This window comes from Shinella zoogloeoides (genome assembly GCF_033705735.1).
Lineage (GTDB): Bacteria > Pseudomonadota > Alphaproteobacteria > Rhizobiales > Rhizobiaceae > Shinella > Shinella zoogloeoides_A.
The window spans coordinates 1,138,911-1,152,837 of sequence record NZ_CP131131.1 but is presented as its reverse complement, the minus strand read 5'-3'; the positions used below and the strand labels follow the sequence as shown (position 1 = coordinate 1,152,837).

The 13,927-nt window shown below is 64.1% G+C and carries 12 protein-coding genes; 7 read left to right on the top strand and 5 right to left on the bottom strand.

Translation table 11 applies throughout. The features are described from left to right. Positions 1-13: 13 nt before the first annotated feature. The 6 genes from ShzoTeo12_RS23050 to ShzoTeo12_RS23025 all read left to right on the top strand — a co-directional run bounded on the left by ShzoTeo12_RS23050 (position 14) and on the right by ShzoTeo12_RS23025 (position 6,093). Positions 14-1,216, top strand: a complete 1,203-nt coding sequence (locus tag ShzoTeo12_RS23050) for a sugar ABC transporter substrate-binding protein (RefSeq protein ID WP_318912624.1) — start codon at positions 14-16, stop codon at positions 1,214-1,216. 108 nt (positions 1,217-1,324) lie between these two features. Beyond that, positions 1,325-2,248, top strand: coding sequence for a sugar ABC transporter permease (locus ShzoTeo12_RS23045; protein ID WP_318912623.1), 924 nt, complete (start codon positions 1,325-1,327; stop codon positions 2,246-2,248). Further along, a complete protein-coding gene (locus ShzoTeo12_RS23040; RefSeq protein ID WP_318912622.1) occupies positions 2,245-3,078 on the top strand; it encodes a carbohydrate ABC transporter permease in 834 nt (277 codons plus the stop codon). The genes ShzoTeo12_RS23045 and ShzoTeo12_RS23040 overlap by 4 nt, the downstream gene beginning before the upstream one ends. A 23-nt stretch (positions 3,079-3,101) precedes the next feature. After that, positions 3,102-3,983, top strand: coding sequence for a sugar phosphate isomerase/epimerase family protein (locus ShzoTeo12_RS23035; protein WP_318912621.1), 882 nt, complete (start codon positions 3,102-3,104; stop codon positions 3,981-3,983). Continuing rightward, a complete protein-coding gene (locus tag ShzoTeo12_RS23030; protein WP_318912620.1) occupies positions 3,980-4,975 on the top strand; it encodes a Gfo/Idh/MocA family oxidoreductase in 996 nt (331 codons plus the stop codon). The genes ShzoTeo12_RS23035 and ShzoTeo12_RS23030 overlap by 4 nt, the downstream gene beginning before the upstream one ends. 14 nt (positions 4,976-4,989) lie before the next feature. Further along, on the top strand, positions 4,990-6,093 hold the full coding sequence (locus ShzoTeo12_RS23025; protein ID WP_318912619.1) for a mannitol dehydrogenase family protein: 1,104 nt from the start codon (positions 4,990-4,992) through the stop codon (positions 6,091-6,093). Between the two features lie 56 nt (positions 6,094-6,149). Here ShzoTeo12_RS23025 and ShzoTeo12_RS23020 read toward each other — a convergent pair whose 3' ends face one another. Continuing rightward, complete coding sequence (locus ShzoTeo12_RS23020) at positions 6,150-6,962, bottom strand: class I SAM-dependent methyltransferase (protein WP_318914351.1); 813 nt, start codon at positions 6,960-6,962, stop codon at positions 6,150-6,152. Between the two features lie 145 nt (positions 6,963-7,107). On the opposite strand from ShzoTeo12_RS23020, the gene ShzoTeo12_RS23015 reads away from it, so the two are divergent. Then, on the top strand, positions 7,108-7,794 hold the full coding sequence (locus ShzoTeo12_RS23015) for a response regulator transcription factor (RefSeq protein ID WP_318912618.1): 687 nt from the start codon (positions 7,108-7,110) through the stop codon (positions 7,792-7,794). Here the strand turns inward: ShzoTeo12_RS23015 and ShzoTeo12_RS23010 are convergent. The 4 genes from ShzoTeo12_RS23010 to ShzoTeo12_RS22995 are packed head-to-tail and all read right to left on the bottom strand — an operon-like array spanning position 7,773 to position 13,843. Next, entirely contained in the window at positions 7,773-9,560 is a 1,788-nt protein-coding gene (locus tag ShzoTeo12_RS23010; RefSeq protein WP_318912617.1) for a hypothetical protein, read from the bottom strand. The two genes, ShzoTeo12_RS23015 and ShzoTeo12_RS23010, sit on opposite strands and share 22 nt — an antisense overlap. Beyond that, the gene (locus ShzoTeo12_RS23005) at positions 9,557-11,938 is read right to left on the bottom strand and encodes a phosphotransferase (protein WP_318912616.1); all 2,382 of its coding nucleotides are present in this window, start codon (positions 11,936-11,938) and stop codon (positions 9,557-9,559) included. The genes ShzoTeo12_RS23010 and ShzoTeo12_RS23005 overlap by 4 nt, the downstream gene beginning before the upstream one ends. Next, positions 11,935-12,777 (bottom strand): glycoside hydrolase family 16 protein, encoded by an 843-nt coding sequence (locus ShzoTeo12_RS23000; protein ID WP_318912615.1) that lies wholly within the window; start codon positions 12,775-12,777, stop codon positions 11,935-11,937. Before ShzoTeo12_RS23000 ends, ShzoTeo12_RS23005 begins: the two co-directional genes overlap by 4 nt. After that, a complete protein-coding gene (locus ShzoTeo12_RS22995; RefSeq protein ID WP_318912614.1) occupies positions 12,767-13,843 on the bottom strand; it encodes a GNAT family N-acetyltransferase in 1,077 nt (358 codons plus the stop codon). The genes ShzoTeo12_RS23000 and ShzoTeo12_RS22995 overlap by 11 nt, the downstream gene beginning before the upstream one ends. Positions 13,844-13,927: the final 84 nt, after the last annotated feature.

The following is a 13,927-nucleotide window of genomic DNA, read 5'->3' as shown; positions in this document are numbered from 1 at the left end:
AAAGGAGGAGACAATGAAAATCTGGAGGAAACTTGCGGTCGGGGCCGCGCTTGCGACGGCGCTGCTTGCCAGCACCGCATCGGCGGAAACCGTTCGCTTCTGGTATCACTTCGACAATCCGGAAAACCCGATGGGCGATCTCGTCGCCAAGTTCGAGGCGGCCAATCCGGGCATCAAGGTGGAAGCGGAGAACGTTCCGTGGAACAGCTACTACGATAACCTCTATACCGCGCTGGTCGGCGGCAATGCGCCGGATGCGGCGATGGTGAAGCTCTTCGCCCAGCCGCGCCTCGTGGAAATGGGCGCGCTGGAGCCGCTTGCCGAGCGCATCGACGCCTGGTCGGGCAAGGCGGACCTGCTCGACAACCTGCTGGAGCTCAACAAGGGGCCGGAAGGCCAGCAATACTACCTGCCGATCCAGTATGTCGTGCTCTATCTCTACTATCGCGCCGACCTCTTCGCCGAAGCCGGCCTGAAGCCGCCGACGACCTGCGAGGAGTTCCGCGACGCCGCGATCAAGCTTACCAAGGCGCCGGCGACCTACGGCTTCGGCCTTCGCGGGGGCAAGGGCGGCTGGGACCAGTGGGGCGCCTTCGTGCTCTCGCAGGGCGCCAAGCTGGAGCCGGGCGGCCTGACGACGCCGCAGGCGATCGCCGCCAACCAGTGGCTCATCGATCTGTTCCAGAAGGACAAGGTCATTCCGGCCTCCGCACCGAACGACGGCTTCCAGGAAATCACCGCTGCCTTCAAGAACGGCACCACGGCGATGACGATCCATCACATCGGCTCGTCGAACGACATGGTCAAGGCGCTCGGCGACAAGGTCTCGGCCGTGCCGGTGCCCGAATGCGGCGGTGGTCGCTGGACGTCCTACGGCGACGAATCCCTTGCGATCTTCTCCAATTCGGAAGTGAAGGATGCGGCCTGGAAGTGGATCTCCTTCCTCGCCGAGGGCGAGAACAATGTCGAGTTCAACAAGGCGACCGGCCAGATGACCGTCACCAAGAGCGGCTCGGCAAACTGGACGCAGCATGAGCGCCGCTTCGTCGACGCCACCGTTCAGTCGCTGCCCTTCGCTCATGTGTTGCCGCAGAACACGGCGACCTCGGAATTCGTCAACACGGCCTGGCAGACCGCGATGCAGCAGGCGCTGACGGGCCAGATCACCTCCGAGCAGATGATGCAGCAGCTCGAGGCGCTCTTCGCGCAGCAGTGACCTCCCCGGAGCGGACGGTCCTGCGCCCGCTCCACCCCTCCCATCCGCCCCGCCCGAACGTCTGGGCGGATGGGATCTTTCGAATGCCAACCGGCCGGGAACGACCGCATGACCGCGACCACCGCCTCACCATCGACTGCCGTGACCATCCCGACGCCCTGGAGCGTCCGGCTGATGCCCTACATGCTGCTGGCGCCCGCGGTGCTCGTCACCCTGTTCATCGTCTTCTTCCCGATGGTGCAGGCGCTGATCACCAGCTTCTACGACCTCATCCTCTGGAAGCCGAATGCCAGCCGCTTCGTCGGCTTCGGCAACTACGTCAAGCTTTTCGCCGACCCCGTCTTCTGGACGGCGCTCGGCAACACCGCGATCTGGATCGGCCTGACTGTGCCGCTGCAGATGGGCCTCGGCCTCGTGACGGCGCTGCTGCTCAACCGGGAATTTCCCTGGCGCGGCCTCGCGCGCGCCCTCATCATCATTCCCTGGGCCCTGCCGAGCGTGGTGATCGCGCTGATGTGGCGCTGGATCTACGATCCCAATACGGGTGTCCTGAACGACATCCTGCTCTATCTCTCTGTCGTGCAGTCCGCCGTGCCGTGGCTCGCCGATCCGAAGCTCGCGCTCTATGCGATCATCGCGACGCTGACCTGGCAGGGCTTCCCGTTCTTCGCGGTGATGATCCTCGCCGGCCTCCAGGGCATTCCGCGCAGCCACTACGAGGCCGCCTCCATCGACGGCGCCTCGGCCTGGCGGCAGTTCGTGCACATCACGCTGCCCGGCATCGCGCCGGTGCTGGCGACGGCGGGGCTGCTGCGCGTCATCTGGGTCGCCAATTCCATGGACGTCATCTTCGTCATGACCGGCGGCGGGCCGGGCTATGCGACCCATACGCTGCCGCTCTACGCGTTCGTGCGCGCCCGCCAGAACCTCGATTTCGGCTACGGCACGACCATCGCCGTGACCTTCACCATCCTCCTCGGCGCGATCGTCGCCGTCTATCTCGCCCGGACCATGCGGGAGGTCGAACGATGAACAAGCCCTCCACGCTCCGCCGCATCCTCACCACCGACCTGCCGGTGCTGGTGATCGTGCTCTTCGCCATGGGGCCGTTCGCCTGGATGGTGCTGACCTCGCTGACGCCGACCGCGACGCTGAACGCCACGGGCGTCTCCGTCTCGCCCGCCGGCTGGAGCCTCGACAACTATGTGCGGCTGCTGCGCCAGACCTCGTTCCTCGGCAACATGCTTGACAGCCTCATCATCGCCTGCGGCACGGTGGTGCTCGGCCTTGCCGTCGCGGTGACGGCGGCCTACGCCTTCTCGCGCTTCCGCTTTGCTGGCCGCAAGGTGTTGATGCTGCAATTCCTGCTCATCAACATGTTCCCGATCGTGCTGCTCATCCTGCCGCTCTTCGTGCTGATGCGCAAAGCGGGCATCCTCGATACGCATTTCGGCCTCATCCTCGCCAATGCGACCGTCGCCATTCCCTTCGCGGTATGGATGCTGACGAGCTATGTCGGCGCGATCCCCAGGAGCCTCGACGAGGCGGCGATGATCGACGGCTGCTCGCGGCTGACGGCGCTGCGCCGTGTCGTGCTGCCGCTGACGATGCCAGGCATCATCTCCACCGGCATCTACATCTTCATCACCGCCTGGAACGAATATCTCTACGCGCTGACCCTCGGCGGCAAGAACGTGCGGCCCGTCACGGTCGCGATCCAGACGCTGATCGGCGAATACCAGATCGAATGGGGCCTGCTTGCCGCGGGCGCCGTCGTGGGCGCCATGCCCGCCACCATCCTTTTCCTTCTCGTGCAGCGCCGCCTGATCGGCGGGCTGACCCAGGGCGCGGTGAAGGGCTGAATGCGAATGAAAGAGGACAGACAATGAACCCCGTCGGGTTGATCTCCATGCAATATGCGCGGCCCTTCACGGCCGAGCACTTCCCGCTCTTTGCCGAAATGCAAAGGCTCGGCTACGACTTCGTCGAGCTTCTCGTGCCGGAACCCGGCGAGCTCGATCTTGCCGAGACGCGCCGCGCGCTGGAGGCTGCCGGCCTCGGCGTCGTGCTCGCCGCCCGCGTCAACCTGCAGCGCAACCTCTCCTCGGACGATCCGGCCGCCCACCGCGCCGGCATCGACTATCTGAAATATGCGGCCGACTGCGCCGCCGCGCTCGGCGCGACCATCGTCGGTGGCCCGCTTACCGGCAATCCGCTGGTCTTCGCCGGTCGGCCGCCGCAGCCGGTCGCCGAGGAAGAGCGCCTTGCCCGCAAGGCCCGCTGCGTGGCGGGCCTCAAGGAAGCCGGCGACCATGCCGCAGGCCTCGGCGTCGTGCTCGCGGTCGAGCCGCTCAACCGCTTCGAGAGCGATGTCCTGTGCACCACGCAGCAGGCGATCGAATTGCTGGATGCGGTCGACCACCCCGCCGTGCAGCTTATGCTCGACACGTTCCACATGCATATGGAAGAGGCTTCCATCGCGGAGGCCATCCGGCTCGGCGGCAGGCGCGTCGTGCATTTCCAGGCGAACGAGAACCATCGCGGTTTCCCCGGCACGGGCGCGACCGACTGGGTCGAGGTGTTCCGGGCGCTGCACGAGATCGGCTACGAAGGTCCCGTCTCGCTCGAACCCTTCCGCCGCAACGACGACCGCTTCGGCGTTCCCTTCGCCCAGTGGCGCGCGCCGCACGAGGACGAGAGCGAACGCCTGTCGGAAAGCGCAAAATTCATCAAGTCCCACATCCTGCTCACGGAATATCGTCGATGACACTCAAGATCGGTTGGATCGGCTGCGGCGTCCACGCCACCCAGATGCTGCTTCCGCAGCTCGTTCGCCATGACGTGCAGATCGTCGCGCTCTGCGACATCGACGGCAACCGGCTGGCCTCGGCCGGCCGGCAGTTCGGCGTGACGAACCTGACGAGCGATGCGGAGGAGCTCATCCGCCGCGCCGACATCGACGCGGTCGGCATGGCTGTCGGTCCGGACCAGCATCTGCGCTTCGGCAAGATGGCATTGGAGCGCGGGCTTCCCGTCTTCATGGAAAAGCCGCCATCGGGCAGCGCCGCCGGCGCGCGCGAATTGCTCGCGGCCTCGGAGAAGTCGGGCAAGCCGCTCCTCGTCGGCTTCATGAAGCGCTATTCCGCCGGCAACAAGATCGCGGCGAACATCCTGCGCTCCGGCCGCTTCGGCGACATCTACGGCATCACCGGCTATTACATGACGGCGCCCGGCTATTTCGCCGGCAATGTCGATTATACCGGCTTCTTCCTGCACCATTGCGTGCACTACATGGACCTTGTCTCCTTCCTCGTCTCGCCGGTCACTAGGCTGACGGCCCGCAAGGTGGAGAAGGCGCCCGGCAAGGTCCTCTTCCATGTGAATTTCGATTTCGAATGCGGCGCTATCGGCACCATCGCCATGGGCACGGCGCAGTCGCGCGGCACGCCCGTCGAACGCATCGAGATCATGGGCGACCACCAGCGCATCGAGGTCGACAATGTCATCGAAGTGCGCTGGAACCGCAATCCGCCCTTCAAGGTCGACGACCCGGCGGCGACCCTTTCGGACGCCGTCGACACGCTGACCTGGAAGCCGAACTTCACCGCCGCCGCCAACGAGGACCCGAAGGGCTATCATTCGCTGCTCGCCGACGTCGTTCCGGCGCTCGCCGGTAGCGAAACGCCCGCGCCGACGATCCGCGACGGCGTCATCGCCATGGAACGGCTCGAAACGCTCCGGCGCGAACTCGCGCTCTGACGGCGGAGATCACGGTGAAGACGCCCGTCATCCAGTTCGGCACCAGCCGGTTCCTGCAGGCTCATGTGGACCTGTTCCTTTCCGAGGGAGATCCGGCGCGGGCGATCACCGTCGTCCAGACCTCCGGCGATGCGTCACGCAGCCGGAGGCTTGCCGCGCTTGCCGCGCCGGAGGGCTATCCGGTCCGCATTCGCGGTCTTGCCAATGGGCAGGCCGTGGACGAGACGCGCACCGTCACCTCCGTGAAGCGCTGCCTTTCGGCCGCGACCGATTGGCCGGAGGTCGTGCGGGTCTTCGTCGAGGAGGCGGAATTCGTGCTCTCCAACACGGGCGATGCCGGCTACCAGCCGCGGCCGGAAGACGGGGAGCGGGCCTATCATCCGGCAATGAGCTATCCGGCAAAACTCTACCACCTGCTCGCCGCCCGCCATGCAGCGGGCGCAAGACCGCTCGTCGTGATGCCGATGGAACTCGTTGTCGACAACGGCAAGGTGCTGAAGGAGGCCGTCCTTGCGGCTGCGTCCGCGCAGGCGGGTACGCCGGAACTCCTCTCCTATATCGAGAAGGACGTGGTCTGGGCCTGCAGCCTCGTCGACCGCATCGTCTCGGAACCGCTGGAACCCGCCGGCGCCGTCGCGGAACCCTATGCGCTCTGGGCGATCCAGAAGGGTGCCGGGGTCGTCGTCCCTTCCACCCATCCGGCCATCGAGCTGGTCGACGATCTCAAGGAAATCGAGCGGCTGAAGCTGCATATCCTCAACCTCGGCCACACCGTCCTCGTCGACATCTGGCGGCGGCAGGGCGGAGAGGGCGATCCGATCGTGCGCGAATTCATCGCGCGTCCGGCGGTGCATGCGGAATTGACGGCGATCTACCGGGAGGAAGTGCTGCCCGTCTTCGCCGCTCTCAGACAGCGCGAGGCGGCGGAGCGATACATGGCCGTCACGCTGGAGCGCTTCGCCAATCCCTATCTCGATCACCGGCTCGCCGATATCGTCCAGAACCACGCGCAAAAGATCGAGCGCCGCATCGGCGCCTTCCTCGCTCTTGCGCATGAAGTCGGCGAGGAAGGGCGACGGGGGCGTCTCGGAGAGATCGTCGCCTCGGTCGCGGGATAGCCATTGCCGGAATCCGTACCAGGATTGTATGATGGCGCGGGCGCATGTCGCAGAGGCTAGGCCCTCGCCACGATGACATGGGCCTGAATCTTCGCGACGACTTCGCCATTGCCGTGCCGGCTGGCGATTGCCGATGCGGCGCGGTCGGTCGCTGCCTCCAGCATTCCGGGCGCCCGGGCTTCTATTTCGCTGCGAAGCACGGTTCCCTGGCAATAGGCGACGGCGGGGAGGCGAGGTGAGGGCGCGCGGCTTTGTTCCGCGCGGGTATCGATCCCGATGTCGATAAAACCGGCCTCCTCCAGATCGCGACGAATCCGGTCCCTGTCGTGATAGCCGTGCGGCGTGCGTGCCAGGAAGCGCGGCGGATCGTCCGGGAACATCCCCGCCAGCGCATTCGTCACGTCGTCGGCAAAGACGTTCTCCTCGATCCGATCCCAGACGCTCAGTAGAAACCGTCCTTCAGGCTTGAGAACCCGCCTTGCCTCGCGATAGGCCGCCGGGCGGTCGGGAAAGAACATTGCGCCGAACTGACAGCAGACGAGGTCGAAGCTTCCGTCGGAAAACGGTAGCGCCATCGCATCTGCCTGTCGCCATTCGAGGTGTCCGCCGGCAGGTTGCCGCGACGCGGCATAGTCGAGCATCGGCTGGTTGAGGTCGGTCACGACATAGCGCGCGCCAGCCGCCAGCTTCGGCGCCAGCGCGCGTGTAACGGCGCCCGTTCCCGCCGCGATCTCCAGGACGCTGCCCGGAAAGAAGGCGGCAGCGCGTCGAGCCATGTCCTCCGCATAGGGTTCGAAAATCAGCGGTACCATGTACCGATCGTAGTTCTCCGGGACCGAGCCGGTGAAAGCGTTGTCGAACTCCGGCATGGGGCGACCTCGCATGCATTCATGACATCGCGAGAATAGCACATCGCCACTTGGCTCCGCATGGGCCTTCCAAATATGCGTAAAAAAAATTTTAGATAATGCGAATAATTCGCCATCTGAAACGTCTTGGTCTGCGGAGGTGACCATGTTCGTTTCCGAAACAGCGCTATTGGATCCCGTATGTCCGACCGATCGTAGCGACGATCCGGGGCGGATCGTCATTGTCGCACGGCCGGATTGCCTTGTGGAATGTCTGGCGGAAGCGCTTCGCCGGCGGTTCCAGGATCGCGAAGTGGTTGTCGACGATCATCGGGATACGGGGGACGGGGGTGCCAACCTCATCTTGTACTATCGTCGCGACCCGGTCGAAATCGCCCGAATCGAGCGTGCGAGGCACCCAGCCTTCCGGGTTTCCGTTGCCGTCATCGTGGATGATGCGTCCGGGATCCATCCTTTGCTGGAGGGAATGGCGCGAGAGCGTCAAATCGACGGTATTCTGCAGGTGAACATGCATCTTGGTGTTTTGCTGACCAGCGTGGATCTCCTTCTGAAGGGAGGAGAGTATTTTCCGTCGGCGTTGCTGCATCGCCGTGAGTGCAAGCATGAGGAGCGGGCAACGGGCAGTGAAATCACGATGGATTGTTCCCAACTGACAGCCCGGGAGACCGATATTCTCCAGCTACTGTGCAAGGGAACGCAGAACAAACTGATAGCCCATCGGCTTCATCTCTCCGAAAATACCGTAAAAACCCATATTCGCAGCATCTACAGGAAGCTGCATGTCACCAACAGGACGGCGGCGGTCATGTCCTATCGCCGCGAGGGCAGATAACCGCCCGCCCGCGGCCGGTCGGCCTGCAGCCTGAAAATCCTTGCGTTGGAGGAAGCGCGCACGAGATGGAAGCGCGGCGAGGCCAGCAGGATATTCTCCATGCGGTCGAAATCACCCGGCGGCATGCCCGACGCTTGCAGATAGGCCTTCTGGCTTCGGGTCAGGATCAGGAACGCGTCGTTCCAGCGCGGGTCGGTCATCCAGCGGTAAAACACACCGGCCGGGTCGGTGACGATCTCCCGCCTTGCCGCGTGATCTTCCTCGGAGATCGGCAGATAGGTGAAATTCTCGTAATTCGCGAATTGCGAGGGGTAGCTTCGCGCGCCTTCGACGAGCAGCGTTCCCGGAGGGGCTATCGTGTAGAGCCATTTGGCCGTCGCGACTTCATCCTTGGTGAAGCGATACTCGCGGTCCTTGCCATTGTTGGCGAAAAGGAAGCCTGTCGCCGAAAACAGGCAGAGCAGGAAGAGCAGTGGAAAGCTGAGGATCGTCCTGCCGGCGGCGGGCGACGGGAAGAAGAGCGCGGCCGCGAAGAAGGCGAGAAACGGGGACGCGAACATATAGACGCGGAACACCGCCTCTCCACCATAGGCGACCAGCAGGAGGGGCGCCGGTGCAAGAAGCAGCGCGACGGCGGTATAATCGAAGAATCCGTTCCATAGGCGGCGGAGGCCGCCGGCAACGGCGAAGAGCGCGATGGTGGCGGTCAGCGCCCGGCCGATCATGATGGCCTGGCCCCGCTCGGCGCTGACCGTCCCGACATTGGCCATTTTACTGGTCGCTTCCGACAACGTGCCTATGGCGGCAAGCTCGTCATGAATCCGCTCGATAACGAAGGGGGCCGCGCCCCAGAGCAGCCAGAGCAGCTGGGCGATCAGCGCGAAGAAAAGATAGACCGGCGAGAGCCGGCGGCCGACCGTCAGCACGCCGATGGAAAGAATGACCAGCAGGGGCGTCAACTGATGCGTTACGACGACGGCGACGATGAGCACCATGGCGACGGCACTGGCAAGCACTCCGGAAAATCCGCCGGACGGCGAAGGGGCAGCCGTCCGGCGCAAGGGGCCGAGGAACAGACCGAGAAGAATGATGTAGAAGAGGAAGGAAAAGCCCTGTGGCGAAAAATAGTCCTGGCCGATCCAGTTGGCTGTAATGAAGAGCCATGCGGCTGTCAGGGGAAGGCGAGGGTCATCCGTCAACCGGCGTATCAGTTGCAGATAAGCTGCACAGATCGCGAGGTCGAGGGCGGGGGGCGTAAAGCGCAGGATGGGCGCCAGATCGACGGCCCTCACCCCGAACCGGTCGGCGATCCAGGCCGTAACCGCGAAGAGGCCGGGCCAGTTGTGATAGGCCGCAAGAAACGACGCAGTGCGGTCCACGCTGCCGTGACGCTGGATGTAATCCACGATGCCGAGATGCTTCCAGGCCCACGAATAGCGCAGCGTGCCGTAAACGATCGGCGGCGTTGCGGCGAGAACGAGGATGAGAGCGGCGAGGTAAAGAAGCGGTAGCGGGCCGCTCGTGCGTCCCCGGATCATCAGCCAGGAAAAACCTGCCGCGAGCAGGGCGATGGAGAGGTGAAAGATAGACGGAACGATCGAAACGAGCCCGAGATCGGTCATCCGATCCGGGTCGCTCATGCCAAGGGAGCGCGTCCACAGGAAGAGCGCCCCGGCGAGCACGATGGTAAGGATGATCGTGCCGAGCCGGGCTGGCGCGACCGTTCCGGAGGTTGTCGGGAGGTCCATCTCTGCTGCCTGGCTCATCTTTCCACCCCTTGCGACCTGATGAACGTGGAGAGGACAAGGTCGATATTGACCGCCATCCAAAGTGGATTTTCTGCAAAGCGCGGGGACTTTTGGAGGTTGGCCGCAACGTGCCGCCACCAGGCGAGGCCGCACAGGGCATGGATGACCTTCGGATCGGTGAAGGCGCCATAGGCGTTGTCCAGCGCGCTGCGGGAGCTTTCCATTGTATTCTGTTCTTCGGACGACAGGCGAGGTTCCGACAGCAAGCCTCGCACGGCAAACCCGAATTCCTCCCCGCTCCGCTGCGCCCGCGCCGTCAGAAGCAGGAATATCTCATCCAGCCCCGGAGGGGCGTCAGGGCAGGCCGCCTCCCAGTCTATGATGGCGCTGAGCTTTACCTCGGCCTCACCCGGCCCGACGAGGAAAAGCAGGTTTCCGGGTGCGAAATCCCCGTGGCCAAGCCCGAGCGGCATAGGCCGACCCGCCCAGAACCTGTGCTGTGCATCCCGAAAGCCCGAAAGCCCGCCGGCACGATCCACGAGGAGAGAACGGGAAGGCGCGACCCGTGCGATGTCATCGTCGACCCAGCGGCTCATCCAGCCGTCGTCGAGGTACTGGATTCGCGCCGTGCTTCGATGGATCTTGCCGATGGCCTGAATGGCAAGGGCGAGGGCTGGAAAATGCCGGGCCGGGGTTGCCAGCGTCACCCGTCCGTCTTCGCCGGGAAAAGCGCGTTCAACGAGGCTGCAGGACGAGGACGAACGGCTGGCGACGATGCGGCTCGTCGAAAGTCCGATGCCCGCGTTTTGGGCGAGGGCCTCGCTTTGCACGATATGGCGGGAAAGGGCTGCCGCTCCTTCCAGCGATGTCGCCTGCTTGAAGATGAAGCATTCGGCTGTGGACGTTTGGAAAGCGGCGGTCCGCACATCGCTTTCGCGGCGAAATTCCCGGATGCTGCCGGGATCGGGAGTGGCAATACCCTCCTCTGCACAGAATCGGGTAATGTCGGGTAGGAGAGATGGCCCGGACCGCGCCGCAGGCAGAAGATGGCCGCGCATCCGAGCCAGCGCGGACAACAGGCGTAGCACAAGCTCCACGCGGCCGGAGGAGCCGAGGCGGCGGAAGAGATCGATCAGCAGGCCGGCCAGGGTAAGGCAATGGGCAGCGAGCCAGGCGGTTGCCATTCCCGCCGCGCCGTAAGTCGCTGCAAGAGGCGTGCCGACACCCAGAACAACGGCCAGCGTGACGATCTGCGCAGCAGCGACGACCTGCGTGCGGCCGTTGGCGCGCGCCAGGGCGAGCATCAGCGTCACCACGCTCCAGGGCAGACAGGAGAGAACGAGAAGCCGCAGCATGAGTGAACTCTCGCCGGCATATTGCGTGCCGAGAAGGCGCAGCAGGAGCGGTGCGCCGAGGAAGATGACGGCGACGGCGACGGCCAGCGGCATCAGCGTGTAGAACAGTGCGTTGATGGCGAGAAGGTGGAATTTCGTGCGGTCGAAGGCGATTTCGGCAAGGAGCGAGATGCCCATGGAACGGCTGATCAGATAGACGCCGTAAGCGATTTCCCACGAGATGTAATAGACGGCGAGCTCTTTCGAGCCGCCATGGTGCAGCACGATCAGCGGCGCCACGCCCATCGCGGTCATGGAGGCGAGCGTTCCGACATAATCCCAGCCGAAATAACGGGCGAGGGAGCGCCTGTCCGGACGTTCGGCGCCGGTCATGCGATGGCGAGGCAGGAAGCGGAAGAAGATCAGCCAGTTGACGAGCAGCAACAGCAAGGGCAACGGCAGGACCCAGGCGGCATAGAGCCCCGAGCCGGGAAGCGCCACGCCGGCAAAAACCACCAGAAGAAGAAGCTTCGCAAGCGAGAACAGGGCATTTTCGATCGGGGCTATGGTAGCCCGGCGCAGTCCTGCCAATACGCTGTCCTGGAGCGCGAAGAGCGTCCAGACGATGGTGGCGATCACGAATCCGGCCCCGGCCAGCGGCTGATCGTGGAGGAAGGCAAGTTCCGGAACGAAATTCGGGACGACCACGACGGCCAGTCCTGACAGCAGGCCGGCCGCTACCGCGGCCAGCCCGTAGGACACCTGCACCAGCCTGCGCGCTCCCATGCCGGCGGCGGGCAGATAGCGGTTCAGGAGATTGCCGAGGTTGAGCTGGGAAATATTGCCGAGCGTCAGCATGGTGGAAATCATGGCCGCCCCGATACCGACCTGCTCCGGCGTATAAAGCCGGGCGGCGAGCCCCCAGAAGACGAGGCCCAGCAGCGAGGTCAGCCCGGCGCTGGCAACGAGTGCATAGCCATTGCGCAGGAGCGGGGAGGCGACGAGAGCCTGCAGCAGCGGCGGGTAGCTCGCAAGGCGGCGGAAAGTGGCAACGGTCATCATTTCTCGCTCCGTTGCCAGATGCGGACGTAGTCGATGAGGTAGCTGGAGGGGAATTTCGTCCGCTTGCCCGGCGGGCCGGGCCACTCGCCGCCCACGGCGAGATTGAGCAGCAGATACATGTCCTCGCTGGCGATCGAAGCCGCGTCGGTCCAGCGCCATACCTCTTGGCCGTCGAGGTACCAGACGAGCTTGTCCTTGTCCCAGGTCAGGCCGTAGACGTGCCAGTCCCGCGTGAGGTTTGCCACGGTGGCCGTTTTGCCGGGGTCCTGTTCCTTCCCTTTGTCGTCGGTGTAGTGATAGTGCATCCGCAGCGAGGTGCCGGAATCGCCGAGCACCTCCATGAGGTCGATCTCCGGCCGGGATTCACGCGTTTCCGGAAGCAGCCAGATCGCGGACCAGAAGCCCTTTCCCGCCGGCGCCTTGGCCCGAACCTCGACGTGCCCGTAGCGAAAGCGCATGCGAGAAGGACGGGGCAATTCCGCATAGTCGCGCCCCGTCGTTACCATGCCGGACGTATATCTGAACTTGCGGCCCTCGATACCCGTTGCCTTCTTACGTCGCGCCGTAAGATGGAGCTTTCCATCGGAAAGCGAAACGTTTTCAGGCCTGTACCATTGCAACTCCCTGTTGCCGAGATTGGTGCAGCCATCCTTGTTCCACCAATAGCAGGTCGTCCATTTTCCGCCGTCGAGGGTCTCCGCCTCGAACTCGTCCTGAAAGATCAGGCGCCACTGTCCGTCCGCGGAAAGCGGAGCGGGATCGGCGGCGAAAGTAGGGTACGAGAGAAAGAAGAGCGGTATGGCAAATCCCAGAAACGCAGCTACTCGGTCAGGGTGCATCGCGGAACCCCAGAATGCGCTTGACGGTCCGGCGGGCAAGGCCATCCAGTCGGGCCAGTGGAAGTGTTTCGTAGCGATATTCGCAATAGGGAACGGCAACGGCGCCGAACCGGGATTTGAACTGGGCCAGCGAGGCGGAATTGCCGGTTTCACCCATGTGATAATGGGTGCAGCCGAACCGGCAGGCATCTTCGATTGCGGTTGCCTGAAGCAGATAGGCGGCCCTGCTTTCGCCGGCGAGCGCTTCGTCCACCGCTCCGCGGGTATAATGGGCCTGCTGCCCCATGAGAACGAGGATGGCGGCAACGGCCCGCCCATTGAGCCGCGCGACATAGAGGCGGAAACGATCACCCATTTGCGAGGCCATGGTGATGAATTTTGCCTTCGGGTCGCGGCGTAGCCCGCGCATGCGCGCCAGCACCGCCGGCTCGTGTTGCTTGCGCGCCCAGCGCACCAGGGACAGTTGAAGCAGGCGATGGAACTCGTCGATAAGGCCCTCGTGGTTGCCCACCTCGATTTCCACGCCGCTTTTCTGGGCGCGGCGGATATAGGTGCCCGCGTTCGGACGAAAACGGCCCCGCACGGCCAAAAAGCCGCCCGCCAGATCGATCACATGGGCGCAACGGTCTATGGCGCTCCAGCCGGGCCGGGCCGCCTGGGCCCAGAGTCCCGCAGTCAGGGGATTGGGTCTGATCTTGAAGCCGAGGGATGGCAGCGTTTCCAGCTGTTCCAGCACGATTGAGAGCTTGGCTGGCGTCATTTCTCCATCGCTCAGGACCCCGCCGAAGCCCCAGGCGGGCGGCGGCGACCAGGCGTAGCGCAGCCGGCCTGCTCCCTTGACGAAAAGCGGAAGCACTGCCCGGCTGCCGTCATCGAACTTGAAGAACTGTGGAAGGGTGCGGAAACCGCCGGCGTCCGTTACGGCTCTTGCCCATTCCGGCGATTGACTCGGCAGAGCCGTCCCGTCGCGGCAGAAGAGATCCCGCCAGATCGGCTCGCTGGAGTCCGAGATGGGAGCGGGTTCGACGGTGTAACCTGAGCACGGCACTGTTGTGATGGGGATCATGCAACTTCTCCAACAATCTGGTTGGGTCAGGCACGATGAGCGGCGCGATCATAAGACGAACCAAGAATAAAATAAATGGGCTAA